Source organism: Paenibacillus sp. 05T425, assembly GCF_056396205.1.
The window spans coordinates 1-15,151 of record NZ_JBFTLA010000006.1; the positions used below are offsets into that span (position 1 = coordinate 1).

The following is a 15,151-nucleotide window of genomic DNA, read 5'->3' on the forward strand; positions in this document are numbered from 1 at the left end:
TAAGCCCGAAGGGCGGCTAAGCCCGAAGGGCGGCCGCGACGCRGTTAGGTGGTGCGGATGTGTCCGGCTGCTACTACTTCATTGAAACTGAAATGCCTCTCCGAACCCTCTTCTAACTTCGTGCCGGACCGAGGGCGAATGCCCGATGCGTGAATCTGGTGTTATATGACGGTGCTTTGAATAACTCACATTTATTTATCATTCTTGAACGAGTTAATAATTTGCAAATCGAAATCAAACTTCTGATGTAATTTATCATTCTCGTACTTATTCAAATAATTAATCATTTCTTCGAGGAGATTTGTTTGAAATAACATTTTAAAATCTGAAGATGAACTTGTATTCAACAATATTCCTCTACGCTTCTCAAGCTCAAGCATTCGTTCAATTACTTCTTTAAATCCTCTAAGTGAGACTTCACCTTTATATTTAAAGTCTCTTTCTAGATCAATGTCTTTTAATTCTTCTTTATATTCATTGATTGTTTCAAAATGTCTACGCTCAGCTAAATCAGCACTTCTTTGAAGTGGACCGAGCCGAAATTGTGTTCTCCATGAAACAAATAAATCAGTAGGTATGCCTAGCTCCTTAGCGCCGTCCCACTGATCCATATATCGTTCTACTATTAATTCATACATAACTTCCTTTAATGGTTTGCCGTACTTAAGTTCGATTTCATCTTTATACTCTTTTTTACTTTTCATGGTTTTCCCTCCCTATATTTTCACTTCGCACTGTCATATAACGTTTGGGATTCACGACGTCCCACCGACTTAAGGCGACGAATGTCGCCGGCTGCGCTTGCGCAGTTAGTCGGTGCGGATGTGTCCGGCTGATCCAACTTCCTCGCGACTGAAACTGCCTCTCCGAATCCACTTCTAACTTCTGCCGGACCGAGGGCGAATGCCCGATGCGTGAATATGGTGTTATCCGATGCCACTGGCTTCTCGAACAACTTTCAATCTATATTTCATATTCTTGTTCTACTTCTGTTTTTGATCTTCCTCTGTTTTTAATCTTCTTCTGATTTTGATCTAACTTTGTTTTTGATCTACCTCTGTTTTTGGTCTGCTCTGTTTTGGTTCTACTTCCGTTTTGGGATCTACTTATTCTTCTGTTTCTAATCTGATCTATGTCTGTCTACTCAACACATCCGCGACACGGTAACGAATCGTATCATTCATGTGTTGGCGCGAGTAACAAGTTTTAGTTCCTCTTGCTCTTTGTTGATATTCTGGCCCTATTCGAATTACAGTGGTTTCGGATAACATCATATTTGCGTACTTCGTAAACGCCTTAATATTTTTAGATATTCGCGTAGTGATTAAACACTCCTTCCTCTGCCGATTAGTTTAATGAAAAGGCAGCCGATCGTATTGGTCAGCTACAGAGGTTTTACACTGTCGTAAAATTACGATAGTTTCATTTACTTTTTCTCATATTTTAGCAAGTTAACGATTCGTTCATAGTCGTAGATGTTATGTGTCTTAAATGCCAACTTATGATTGTTGTTTCCTTCAATGAAGCTAAAAATAATCTAGTCTTTATTTCTTTCATAATCAGCAGAAAGATTGCTCTTATTGATTACTTTGACAAGCTGAGCTTCGGAATCAGATTGAAACATAGACTTCTTCATTATTCTGACATTAGAATTAGTGATCCAAAATTGTCCCTTATTCTGTTCATCATTAATAAGAATCGTTAGATCCTTAACTTTAATTTCGGTTTCATCCGTCTCATTCTCACCATTAGGCGAGGGAGTAATGGTTTCTTTAATTACATTTTCATCACGCATATAGGATGACATGGATGGTATCGACTGAGTAACACCACTGTTTTTATCTAGCAACTTTTGCAGTAAATTCACAATCTCGGATAATCCAATAAAAACAAACCCTGAAATAATACCTGAAATCCACCAATACAAAGCAATTTCTATTTGGAAATCGCCATATTCATCGGTTGCTAATGTAATTCCTGAGATAAAGCTAATCCAAGTAAAAGTACACCTATTGCCAAAAGGCATGTTGAGATGGTATTTCCCATCCTATTCGTTTTCCTTTCCTTAACAGGAAATATATTCCTAGGAAAACCATAACAAAATTTCGATAGAGATACTAGTTATTTCAATGTCTTTTATTCTGTCACCAACAGGCTAAGCATGGGATGTAATTTCGAGGATACAAAAAAACCGTTCCTTTCGTAAATGGTTGGTCGTACTTCCATCTATCAAGAAACGGTTCTTTAAGAATTAGGGGCTATGATTGGATTTCATCCAGCCTAATGGGCTAAATGAGATCAAAAAAGCAGTTTGATTGGATTTTCTACAGGCTAATGAGGTAATTTAGACGGAAATGAGCTACAAAGGCGGTTTAGGCTGTATGTTATCCAATCAAATGTGCTTGATAGCTGTTCAACTGCCTGTTTGGTTGGACGATTTCCACTCTAAAAAACCAGACCGCTCTCTATTACGCTAGCTTATTCTTTATATTCGATATACAGCGCTTCGGCTGCTTGTCTTGCCTGCTGGCGGGCTTGCTCGACATCTGCGCCGCTGCTCAGCGCAACGGCCATGCGACGGCCAACCTTCGTCTCCGGCTTGCCGAAGACGCGTACTTGCGTGTTCGGTACGGACAACGCCTCTTCTAAGCCGCCAACGGCGAAGCTGCTGCTCTCGCGGTCCGCCTTAAGCGTATAGGAAGCGCCTGGCGACAACAAACGGATTGTCGGAATCGGGTAACCGAGGATGGCACGCACATGAAGGGCGAACTCCGTTAAATCTTGTGTCGCCATCGTCACCATGCCGGTATCATGAGGCCTTGGCGAAACTTCACTGAACAATACGCCGTCCTTCGTAATGAAGAGCTCCACGCCATATAAGCCGTAACCGCCTAGCTCGTCCGTGATTTGGCGGGCGATTGCTTCCGCTTCCTCGATCTGACTCATCGTCATATCATGCGGCTGCCAGGACTCAATATAATCTCCGTCCTTCTGTATATGACCGATCGGCGCACAGTAGCTTGTGCCGGAGACCGAACGAACAGTTAGCAATGTAATTTCCGATTCGAAGGTGATGAAGCCTTCCACAATAATGCGCTGCTTCTTCGCTCTTCCGCCTTCCATCGCATAATTCCAGCAGCCTTCAATATCCGCTTCGGAACGGCATACGCTCTGCCCTTTGCCCGATGAAGACATAATCGGCTTAATAACGCACGGGAAACCTAGTACAGCAGCAGCTTGGCGAAGCTCCTCCAAAGAATCGGCGAACTGATAGGGAGCAGTAGGTAATCCAAGTGTCTCGGCAGCCAAACGGCGGATGCCTTCGCGATCCATCGTCAATCTCGCAGCGCGAGCCGTCGGGATGACGCGATGTCCCTCCTGTTCGAGCTCAAGCAGCGTTTCTGTGGCGATCGCCTCTATCTCAGGTACGATAAAATCAGGCTTCTCTTCTTCTATAATACGGCGAATCGCTGCGCCATCCAGCATATCTGTCACATAGCTGCGATGAGCCACCTGCATGGCTGGAGCATGGCTGTAGCGATCGACGGCAATGGTCTCGACTCCGAGCCTTTGCGCTTCAATGGCAACCTCTTTGCCAAGCTCTCCCGAACCGAGCAGAAGCAGTTTACGGGCATTCGGAGATAGCGGTGATCCATACATAATGAGAAAAAACCTCCTGAAAGTAAGCCATTTCCGTTAAACCGCGAGATAAAGCACGGTCTAACCGATGTTCGGCTTTTTTCTTTCATTGTGGAGGTTTCTTCATCAAAAATCAACTATAAATGACTAGATTCCTTACAAGAAACGGTACTGTGCCTCAATTAATCCGTTATATACGCCGCGCTTGCGAATTAATTGTTCGTGATTTCCTTGCTCAACAATCTCACCGTGATCCAGCACGATAATGTCATCCGCATGTCGAATCGTCGACAGTCGATGCGCAATCATGAATGAAGTACGGCCTTTCAAGAGCGCCTTGAGCGCTTCCTGAATCTTCAATTCGGTTTCGGTATCGATGCTTGCCGTTGCCTCATCCAAAATAAGAATACGAGGATCGGCAAGCAATGCGCGTGCGAACGATAGAAGCTGGCGTTGGCCCATCGAGAGCACATTGCCTCGCTCCTCTACCTGCGTATCGTAGCCATCCGGCAAGCTCATGATGAACTCATGGGCATGAACGGCTTGCGCCGCTTTCACGATCTCGTCATCGGTCGCATTCAGACGGCCGTAACGGATGTTGTCGCGAATCGAACCAGCGAAGATAAACGTATCCTGCAGCACGATTCCGACCTGCGAGCGCAGACTCTCGATCGTTACATCGCGAATATCAATGCCGTCGATCAATACGCGCCCTTGCACCGGATCGTAGAACCGGCAGAGCAGATTAATAATGGTGCTTTTACCCGAGCCTGTATGACCGACAAGCGCAATCGATTGGCCTTCTCTGACGTCGATGGTCACTCCCTTAAGCGCCGGTCTGCCAGGCTCGTATTCGAAAATAATATTATCGAATTTCACTTGGCCCTTAATTTTCGGCAAGCTTCTTGCTTCCTCTTGTTCGCCTACCGTCGGCTCTTCATCGATGAACTCGAAGATCCGCTCGGACGATGCCATAGCAATAAGCAGTTGAGAGTACATTTGGCCTAAGCGGTTAATCGGGTCCCAGAAGTTGCCGATGTAGTTCGCATAGCCGACTAGCAAACCGACTGTGATAACATCCTGCTGAATCAGATGTGCACCGTACCAGAACAGAATGAACGTGCCTATTGCTGCCGTAATCTCAATAACGGGACCGAACGCTTGGTTCAGCGCGGAAGCTTTGTTCCACGATTTTACGTTGACCGTATTCATATGATCGAAAAAACCCATATTGTCTTTCTCTTGCACGAATGATTGCGTAACCTTCATCCCTTGAATACTTTCATTCAAGTGCGAGTTGATACGTGATTGCTTAATGCGCACGTCTTGCCAAGCAAAGCGAATCCTTTTGCGAAGCGAAGTCGAGACCAAGAACATGATCGGAACGGTAATCATAACCGCGAGACCAAGCTTGAAGTTCCAGACGAGCAGGATGATTACGATACCGAACAGCTGCACGCAGTCCATCAATAGGTTGACGACGCCGTTCGTGAACAAGTCCTGCAGCGCATTGACGTCATTCGTTACCCGCACGAGCACGGATCCGGCTGGACGTTTGTCATAGAAGCGGAACGACAGCTTCTGAATGTGCTGGAACAAGTGGTTCCGAAGATCATAAATAACTTGCTGCCCAATAATGTTCGTGTACTTAATCCGATAAGTATTAGAAGCCCATTGTATTACATAAAGGAATAACATAATGCCAGCAATAACAAGCAGCTTAGGAATGCTTGCGGAAGCGCCGTTCTCCGGTTGAATCGCTTCGTCGATAGCGAGAATGACGAGCGCCGGTACGCCGAGCCTCGTCAACGTACCTAAGATCATCATTACGATGACGGGCATCAGCTGTTTCGAATACGGCTTCATATACATAAACAGCCTGCGCAGCTGCGCCCAGTTGAACGGCTTTTCGATCAGCTCGTCGTCTTGATATACGAACCGTTCGTTTTTGTTTTTAGCTTTGGCTTGCGTATGGGAACTTGTGCTCATTATACGGTGCTCCTTTTCTGACCTTGCGCTGTTAAAGCTGAAGCGGCATCGTCTTTCTGTAAAAAGTCGGCATATTGAATGTTGTACGTATCGCGATAAGGACCGTCTACCGCAATCAGATCGGCATGCTTGCCGCGCTGTACGATAACCCCTTTATCAAGCACGATAATTTCATCGGCGTGACGCAGTGAAGAGATCCGATGCGCGATGACAAAAGTGGTACGTCCGGCCATCAGCTCCTTGAAGCCTGCTTGAATCTCATGCTCGGTCTCCATGTCTACCGCGCTTGTAGCATCGTCAAGGACGAGAATGCGCGGATTTTTGATTAACGCACGCGCGATGGCGATACGCTGCTTCTGTCCGCCAGACAAGCCCATCCCCCGCTCGCCGACGATCGTCGCGTAACCAAGCGGCAGCTCCATAATAAAGTCATGCGCCTTGGCCAGCTTAGCGGCAGCTTCGATCTGTTCATTCGTTACATCCTTCACTCCGTAAGCTATGTTGTCGCGGATAGATGCCGAGAACAAGAATGTCTCTTGGAAAACTGGCGCGATTTGGCGGCGAAGACTCGCCACGTCCAAATTGCGGATATCCATGCCGTCAAGTTTAATGACGCCTTGCTTCACGGTGTAAGCACGCATCAGAAGCTGAATGAGCGTTGACTTGCCTGAACCGGTCGCGCCGAGCATCCCGATGACCGAACCGGCCGGTGCGTCGATGTTGATGTTCGTAACCGCCGGCGATTTGTCCGGATAGCTGAACGTTACATTTTCGAAGCTTACATGGCCTTTGACCGTCTCGTTAGTTACTTCAACCGCGTTCTCGATATTTCTCACGTGTATATGCTCATTGAGAAGCTCCAGCACCCGCTCCCCCGACGCTTTGAATTGCGTGTAGTTATTGATATGGAAGCCAAGTCCCCACATCGGGCCGATAATGTACCAAATCAAGCTGAAGAAGGCAACGAACTCGCCTAGCTTCAATTCTCCGTTAATAACGAGAATGCCTCCTGCTACAAGCAAGATAACGGCGCTCACGTTCGCCACAAGCTCCATTACGGGGAAAAATTTGGCCCATATGACGGCCGCGCCGACTTGGTTCGTCTGATAAGCCTCGCTGCGCGTCGAGAACTTCGATACTTCATGCGTCTCCCTTGCGAACGATTTGACCGTACGGACGCCTGTAATGTTCTCTTGGACCGCAGTCGTCAGATTACTCATCGCTTTGCGCATTTCACGGAAAGCCGGATGAATGTTTTTCTCGAAGCGAAGCGCCGTGAATATGAGCAATGGAATCGTAACTAGCGTTATAAGCGTCAATTGCCAATGAATCGTCATCATCATGATGCCGCCGAACACTACCATCAGCACCATGTTCAAAATCTGTGCGAATCCGAAGCCGACAAAGTTGCGGATCGCCTCTAAATCGGCTGTAAGACGGGACATCAGATCGCCTGTCTTCGCCTTGTCATAATATTGGAAGGACAGCGTTTGCAATTTGTCATAGCTGGCGTTGCGTAATCTGAATGCTACGCGGTTGCCTAGTCTTCCTCCGAAGAAGCCGTGCAGAAACTGCAAGCAGGCTTTGAATGCGACGACGCCTACGACCGTGAACGCAAGCGCCGGCACCAGATCGAAACGTCTAGGCGTAATGACATCATCGATCAGGTATCGCAGCAGGTTGGGATATACAATCCCAAGTGCCGTAGCGCACATGAGCGCCGCGATCGAGGCGAACATAAACTTTCGTTCAGCCCAATAAAATCGTTTTAATTGCCTTAACACGTCCAAGAAAAAACATCTCCCCGTATGCTGTTTTATAAGTATGAGTGAATATTAACAGCATCCATATACAGGGGCAAACAGTATAAAATTGCGTATATGTGATTGAAGTCGCTTATACTCGCGATATAGGAATGCCACTCCGTCATTGCTCCCAAATAGTCTTAAATCATGACATATATGTGCATATTGCTCCGTTTTTGTATGAAAACACACAAATATAAAAAATGCTATTTCAGACGAATTCAGCGTCCAAAATAGCATTCAGCGATAATTGCGATTGATACGGTTTAGTTCATTGATATTTAGAGATTAATAAGCTGTTGGTGCAGTTCCTTCAGCTGCTCGGAATTCGAGCCGCCTTCAAGGGTACTTTGCTTGCCCGCAGCGTAGGCTAACATGTCTTCGCGCAGTCTTGTCGATGCTTGTTCGGAACCTGTCTGCCAATATTCAGTGTAGAGCACGTTCCATTCGGATATGCGGCTTGCCATCCAACCGTTCAAGGACGGGGCAAGCACATTTTCCAAGTCTTTGCGCAGATTCCCTTTGCCTTCTCCTTCGAAAAACTGTCTAGGCGATTTGAATCGGCTCCAGAGCCACTTCGACTCGATCTCGCCTGCTTCCCATGCCGCAGCTTCCGGAGGCGTAGGCAGACCATCAGGAAGATATGGAATCGCGTCATAGCCATCTAGCGCCTCTTGCAGCACTCCAGCGCAACGTTCATAGCGCTTCTGCAGCCATGTGTGCACTCCGCGTTCCATACGCAGTGAAGTCGCTTGGAGCTCCTGTGACAGTTCCAGCTGAATCAACCGCTGCAATTCGAGCCACGAAGTCCAAATCGCTTTGCGTAGATCGCGTCCATCGTCTTGAAGCGACGCTGGATTGAATGCGAAGTTATAGAACTCGCCGAATCTCTGCTGAATCCGTTTCACGACATAATAGAGCAGCTCGCTAACCTCTTGCTCCAGTTGCTCTGGCGCAGCTGAGGTGCGAAGTGCTGCCAGGTCGCTCTCGCTCGCCGCAACAGCCCTAAGCAAGCCGTTAAGCTCTGCTTCCCGCGCTGCTGCGTCGCCTTCCGCACTCTTCACCCAGCCTGCCACGGTAGCCGCAGCACGCTTAAGATCCTGCTCAGCGGCATCGATCGCCAGCTTGCCGAGATCATTCTGGATGAAGGAGAGGAACGCGCCTTCGAAGGCTTCAATGCCTGAACGGCTTAGCAGTTCGGCGTTACCGTCGACTTTGCCGTCAAGAGCCTGCAGGCTCGATACCGGATAAAGCCTTGGATTACGAATCGCATGTTTCGTCAAGTTATCCTCGACATGCGCAAGCACGCCTTCCAGCTCCTCCTGATCCGCAGCCAAGTCGGCGGCATTAACGAGGAAGAACATTTTGTCCAGTTCGAACTGGTCCTTCACGCGTCCAAGCTGCATCAGAAACTGTCTGTCAGCCTGCGAGAACGCATGGTTATAATACGTGACGAATAAGACCGCGTCAGCGTTCTTGATGTAGTTGAAGGCAACACCCGTATGACGGGCGTTGACCGAATCGGCTCCCGGCGTATCGACGAGCACGATGCCTTGCGCAGTCAGATCGCAGTCATAGTACAGCTCGATCTCGCTAACAAAGCAAGAACGCGCCTCTTCGGCTACGTAACGCTCATATTCCGCTTGATCGACTACCAATTGCTGGCCGAGCTGACCTTCATGCTGCTCCCACCCCGCGCGCGCGGCGCGGAGGAAGCTGTAATGCGGCCGTCCGCCCGCTTGAATCTTATCCGGCGACAGCTTATCGATGGCGCGCATGAGCGAGCCCGCATCCGGCAGCTTATCCTCGGATGCCTGCTCGCCGAGCAGCGCTAACGAATAGCGCACGTCGGAAAGAATCGCATCGCGCGTCTTCATGACGACAAGCGCCGTGCCGTGCTGCCGCTCCGCCGTCGGCGGAACGAGACGGTTGATCGCCGCCGTCGTCGGATTCGGCGATACCGGCAGTACCGGCTCGCCGATCAGCGCGTTGGCGAGCGACGACTTGCCGGCGCTGAAGGCGCCGAAGAGCGCTATGGTGAACCGGCTGTTCTGCAGCCGGTTCGCTTTGTCGCGCATCGCATGCGCGGCTGCTGTTAGAGCCGCGTGCGGCTCTAACAGCTCTGCGGCGCGCAGCAGCCGCGTCGCAGCGCTATGCTGCTGCGCGAGCGCGGCGCCGCCTCCGAGCGAGCGGCGCTTCGCGCGAGCTTCGCCGGCGGCAGCAGCAGCCGCAGCCGCGCTAGCCTGCTGCGGCGTTGCGCCGCCGCTGCTTGCTGGCGCGGACGCATCCGCCGCCGCGCCGGAACCGCCTCCGGCAGCCGATACGCTCGGCGCCGGCAGTTGCGGCTTCGCCGCCGGGCTCGGCAGCTCAGCTGCGAGCCTCGCCGCATGCGCGGCAGCGCGCTCCGCGAGCGCTGCCAGCGCCTCTGCGGCGCCAGCTTGCGAGCGTAGCCCCGCAAGCTGCGCCTGCGCCTCGGCGGCAGCGCTGCTGCTCGCTGCCGCCGCATGATCCGCCAGCGCTTCGATAATGCCGAACGCGCGCTGGCGGTATACCCCTTTCACATCCGCGGCAAGCTCGCGGCTGTAAATCATCGTATATTCATTCCCGATCACGGCTCCGGTCTTCACGCGTTCAACGATCCAACCCGGCTCAGGCAGCCACGTCAGCTTCTCGCCCAACTGCGTTTCCAGCTGTTCCGTGTTATAACCGATCCGTTCAGCCGCTTGGCGAAGCAAATGCTTCACATGCCATTCGATAGCAGCGCTAATTAACGAGTTCAGCTCCGCCCGGAACGCCTCCAGACGGCGCTCCTGCTCGGCAGCCGTCTTAGCTCCTGCGAACAGCAACCCCGCCTTGAAGCCCGGCTTGCGGCTCTCCAGGAACGTCTGCGCTAGATCACGCAGCCCCGCTGGCGTAATATTCGCGTTATCAAGCACCTTCTGCAGCTCTTGGCGAAGCTCGGCGCCGAACATTTCCTTCTGCTCCTGAAGCGAACGAATACGCTTCGTCAAACCGTCCATTTCCGACTTAAGCTGGCTAAGCGCTTCTTCCCCGCCAGCCTCCTCTGTGAGCCGTTCTCTTTCCGGCTCCTGCTGCTCCTGCATCCACTTCAAGTGGCCCTTAACGAGATGTCTAAGCGACGCATCCACGTTATAGGCACACAACGGCGCTCTAAGCTCGGCAAGCTGCTTAAGCAGCACGAGGAGCTTATCCCATTCCTGATGCGGATGGCTCGGTTCGCGCAACGACAAATAAACGATCCCCGCCGGCTCAAGATGCCAAGCATGGAACGCTTCCTCTACGCTTTTGCGATAGCTCTCGAACGACAGCTCGCGATCACGATGCTTATCAATTTGATTAACAATAAAGTATAAGGGCTTGCCCCAGTCCTTAAGCTGCTTCGCAAATGCGAAGTTAATCTCAGACTGGACATGATTATAGTCCATTACGTAGAACACAACGTCTGCCAAATGAAGCGCCGATTCCGTCGCCATCCGATGCGCGTCATCCGTAGAATCAATTCCCGGCGTATCAAGCAGCACCGTATGGTCGCCAAGCGTTTCGCTCGGATAAATAATGGACACCGACGTGAACTGCTCGCCGTCTACGCAATATTTATCAAGCTCATCAATTCGAACCTCAGCCTGCGAGGTGACGCCGTTCTTGATCGTCTCCACAGCGGCGTAAGCTCTGTCTCCCCCGCGGATCGATACGACATTCGCGCTGGTCGGGATTGGACTCGATGGCAGCAGCTTCGTACCGCATAGCTTATTAATAAGGGTGGACTTCCCTGCCGAGAAATGTCCGCAAAAAGCGACAGTAAGCCGACCTTCGGTCAGCTTACTGTTCAGCTCCTGCACTTGCTGTGAATGTTGCTTATCTCCTGCAGCAGCCATATCGCCGGCTGCACTCGCAATAGCTCCCGCTATGCTCTGCACAGTCATTTCAGTCATTGTTCTGCTCCTTACACAGCTTCCTCTTCGTCAGAAGGCAAGCAAATTTCGAACACGTTGCCGTGCTGCAAAATCATAATGTTGCGCGCCTTCTCCTTCATCACGACAACCTCAGGTTTAATGCGCATACGCTCGATGTATTGTTCAGGCACGTCGCCCGAGCCGCTGACCGTAATGCCTTCAACGACGATGTCTTCGTTTTCTTGCGGAGGCGCTTCAAGCACCTGCTCGTAAATATCGGAGAAAAGCTCAAAATTGTTTGTGTACACGGAAATACATTTCATCCTTATCATCCCCTACCAGCTATTTTCAGTTCAGCTTTATTTTTCGTTTTATTGCCAGCCTTCATACGCTGCTTGCCTTCCTTGCACATATCAAGCAATGGACAGATCGGGCATTGCGGATTTTGAGCTTTGCAATGATAGCGGCCGAAAAAAATGAGCCGGTGATGCGTCACCGTCCACTCTTCTTGCGGAACAAGCTTCATCAGCTTCTTCTCGACCTCAAGCACATTATCGTCTAGCTTAGCTATGCCTAAACGTTTCGATACACGATCAACATGCGTATCTACCGCGATCGCTGGTACATCGAAGGCATTGGACATGACGACGTTAGCCGTCTTCCGTCCTACGCCTGGCAGCTCGGTCAAGCCTTCATGGCTTGCCGGCACCTCACCGTCGTATTTATCGATCAAAATGCGGCTTAGCTTCTGGATATTGGACGCTTTACTGCGAAACAGACCGATTCGGCGGATGTCCTGTTCMAGCTCCTCCAGCGGCACGCCTAAGTAATCCTCAGGCCGCTTATACTTTTGGAATAACGATGCGGTTACTTTATTTACCGTTTCGTCCGTACACTGCGCGGACAATAGGACGGCTATCGTTAACTCGAACGGATTGCTGTGATTGAGCTCGCAATGAGCATCCGGAAACATCTCAGCAATGATGTCCAATATATGACGCATTTTCTGCTTCGCATTCATCGTCCTCTCTCCAATCTAACACTATCGTTCAAAGTGTAGCGAAATTTGTCACGCTTAGCAACCGCAAACAGCCACTTTCTATAAAAAAAACTGCCCCGTAAGGCAGTTTTTTCACGAAACATCCTAATTTAAGGCTTTATTCCCTTGCTTTAGTTCACGCGGATAGCGGTCGGCAGCAATCCTACATAAGAAGCCGTAATCGAGCTGCCTACGGAAATATTGCCAATCGTCGCTTCCTTGCCGTCCTTATCCGTCAGCGGCAAGTCTTTGATCGACAGTTCGAACGCGCTTCCCGTTGCCGGCTGCACGCGAATCTTCTTGTTCATGATATCAATCACTTGAACGGTATAAGTCACATCGCGATGCGCTTTAATCTTAATGACGCTCTCTTGCGTCGGATTAAGCTCGACCGTGATGATGTCATCCTTCTTAAGCTGAGCGAGAGGCGTCGTATTCGATCCAGGCGTCTCGACATAGTTGGCCGAGTATGGAAGCGTAAGCGTTGCTCCCGTATCAAGCTTGATTTTTAACTCGTAATCAAGCGTATCGATCGACACGAATTTACCCGTATACGACGTTACGATCTTAATGGAAACGACTTTGTCCCCTGTATAGGACAATATCACTTGCGTGCCTTGCAGTAGCAAGTCGTAAGAGCTTTCGACCGAAATGAACGTGCCATAGAAGTCCACTTTCGTCTTGTCCGTAAGGTAGAGAGACTTCGGATTCTTGCCTTCAGCGTCGACGATCGTAAGCAGCTTCATGTCTTCCACGAAGCTGGCGATCTTAGCTTGATCCAGCACTTCGACCTTGCGGCTTTCGACCTTGATTTTCGTAACCTGCTCGTCTGCGTTTAACGTAAGCTCGACTTGATCCGTTTCTTTCAGCAGATCGTCCAGCGCAGCCTCCTTAAGGCCTTCKATCTCGACCTCAACCTCTTTGGCAAGATATTTTGTGGAGAGCGAGCTGCCCTCTTTGATCGTGATGATCTTGCCGTCCGTCGAGAAAAACAATCCCTTCACCGTGTTTTGGCTAGCGACGGGAGCAGTTACGATTTTGACCACCAACGGCTTGTCGCGGAACGAATCTTGTACGATGCTGATCGGGCTGTCGGCTTTCAGATCGCTTAGCTTCACCGGAGTGCCCGCCGTATCTTCTACGATGACCGAATCGTTGTAATCAAATGGTACCGGGACTTTGTTGATCCATAAATATATTTTTTTCTCGTCGGCCACGTTGCGCAAGAAGGTTCCGGCTACCGTCGTCGTATGTACCGTATCGCTTTTCACTTCTACGTATTTCGCAACGCCGTCCTTGGCAATGACGGTAATATCCCCGTACAGCAGCAAGCTGGACTTGCTGATCGGCACTGTATTCTTGTACGTGTAATAAAGCGTGTTCTCATCCAGCGCATACGAAGTTTCAACACCGTTCTCGTATACCGTCAGTGAAGAATCGGACAGCTTCGATACGATACCGCTCGTCTGACCTTCGTAGTCAACTTCAAACTGTGCTTGCGCGAAGCTAAGAATCGTAGCCAAGCTTGCCCGCGTAATATTCGCTTTCGGCTGGAACGTTGTCTCCGTTACGCCTTTGACGAGCTCTAGCTCGACTGCGGCATTTACATAGCCCAGGTATCGCGAATCGATCTGGCCGCCATCGGTGAACGAGGATGGGGTATTTTTTAATCCGTCAGCCAATCCTGTTTTGCCGATCGCTTTAATAATGAGTTTTGTAACCCATTCCCGCGAAGCAGGTTTCGTACCCCATGGCGTTCCGGGAACGTTGGCCGCTTGCGACATTTCGGAAGTATCAAGCAAACCTTCATTGAAGGCTACCAATACGTATTTTTTGAAACTGTTGCTGACGACGAACGAATCGTTAAACTCAATAACGGCACTCGGGTCGTTGTCTACTTTGTCCATAAGTCCCGCGAAACGAAGCGCCATTAGGACGGCTTCTTGCTGGGAAACGTCTTTGCTTGGAGCGAAGGTGCCGTTCGGGTAGCCTGAAATAATGTTCTGCAGCGCAAGCTTGGCGACATGCTTCTCCGCCCAATGGCCGCTGCTAATATCGCTGAAAGGCGTGTTCAATCCATTGGCAGCAGCATACGCTGCATGTGGAGCAGCCGCATATCCTCCGCCAAAGGCAAGTGACAAAGCAAGCGCCCCGATCACTGCTTTTTTCCCATTAATATGAATTGGCATTTATAAGTCCCCCTATAGTTATGCTTAAGCCTTATATTATTTGCGGTAAGGATGCTCGAGCTCAACATGGCCCATTAGAGTCTCCAACGCTTCACCGTCTACTAGAATATCGACTGCATCTACGAAGTCGAATTGAAACAGCGTCTTGGTGAGCGACTCGATGGCAAGAATCTCGCCCGGTCCTCCCAGCCTCGCTTCATCAGGAAGCAGGATATCGACGGTTGCAAGACCGTCCTCCAAGCTCACTTTGTCGAAGCTGATCGCCTTCCATAAGGAAATCTCTTCTGCTCCGCCGTCCTTCTGAAGCTCAGAAAGCGCAGCTTTCACTAGAGCCAACTGATMGTCGCCATCGCTCAGTTCAATCTCGACTTCGCGTGCTGACGTTTTCGACAATTCGGAATCCGTCGAATACACCGAAATCGTTCGCTTCACAGCAATCGATTGTTCCTCAGTCGGCGGGGTAGTTGCTCCGGACACATCATTGCCAGATGGAAGATTGTCCTGTCCCCCGCAGCCAGTAATCGTCAATGTTAATAGAAAGGCAGCCAGCAGCCCTCTTGCTTTGACATTCGTCAT

General features: G+C 49.9%; 10 protein-coding genes. All 10 read right to left on the minus strand.

Going from position 1 to position 15,151, the window contains the following annotated elements; all coding sequences use genetic code 11:
- Positions 1-191: 191 nt before the first annotated feature.
- Entirely contained in the window at positions 192-704 is a 513-nt protein-coding gene (locus AC1DF0_RS13895; RefSeq protein WP_477574400.1) for a hypothetical protein, read from the minus strand.
- Between the two features lie 833 nt (positions 705-1,537).
- Positions 1,538-2,026, minus strand: a complete 489-nt coding sequence (locus tag AC1DF0_RS13900) for a hypothetical protein (protein WP_477574401.1) — start codon at positions 2,024-2,026, stop codon at positions 1,538-1,540.
- Positions 2,027-2,478: 452 nt separating this feature from the next.
- Positions 2,479-3,660, minus strand: coding sequence for a formate-dependent phosphoribosylglycinamide formyltransferase (purT, locus tag AC1DF0_RS13905; protein ID WP_477574402.1), 1,182 nt, complete (start codon positions 3,658-3,660; stop codon positions 2,479-2,481).
- A gap of 135 nt (positions 3,661-3,795) precedes the next feature.
- Positions 3,796-5,628: an ABC transporter ATP-binding protein gene (locus AC1DF0_RS13910; RefSeq protein ID WP_477574403.1), complete on the minus strand. Its 1,833-nt coding sequence runs from the start codon at positions 5,626-5,628 to the stop codon at positions 3,796-3,798.
- Positions 5,628-7,418, minus strand: a complete 1,791-nt coding sequence (locus tag AC1DF0_RS13915) for an ABC transporter ATP-binding protein (protein WP_442051800.1) — start codon at positions 7,416-7,418, stop codon at positions 5,628-5,630. The genes AC1DF0_RS13910 and AC1DF0_RS13915 overlap by 1 nt, the downstream gene beginning before the upstream one ends.
- Before the next feature lie 296 nt (positions 7,419-7,714).
- Positions 7,715-11,386: a dynamin family protein gene (locus AC1DF0_RS13920; RefSeq protein WP_477574404.1), complete on the minus strand. Its 3,672-nt coding sequence runs from the start codon at positions 11,384-11,386 to the stop codon at positions 7,715-7,717.
- A gap of 11 nt (positions 11,387-11,397) precedes the next feature.
- The gene (locus AC1DF0_RS13925; protein ID WP_307201479.1) at positions 11,398-11,670 is read right to left on the minus strand and encodes an NAD/NADP transhydrogenase alpha subunit; all 273 of its coding nucleotides are present in this window, start codon (positions 11,668-11,670) and stop codon (positions 11,398-11,400) included.
- 5 nt (positions 11,671-11,675) lie between these two features.
- Positions 11,676-12,368, minus strand: coding sequence for an endonuclease III (gene nth / locus AC1DF0_RS13930; protein ID WP_475821602.1), 693 nt, complete (start codon positions 12,366-12,368; stop codon positions 11,676-11,678).
- A 149-nt stretch (positions 12,369-12,517) separates the two neighbouring features.
- On the minus strand, positions 12,518-14,575 hold the full coding sequence (locus tag AC1DF0_RS13935) for an S-layer homology domain-containing protein (protein WP_477574405.1): 2,058 nt from the start codon (positions 14,573-14,575) through the stop codon (positions 12,518-12,520).
- Between the two features lie 36 nt (positions 14,576-14,611).
- The gene (locus AC1DF0_RS13940) at positions 14,612-15,151 is read right to left on the minus strand and encodes a GerMN domain-containing protein (protein WP_477574406.1); all 540 of its coding nucleotides are present in this window, start codon (positions 15,149-15,151) and stop codon (positions 14,612-14,614) included.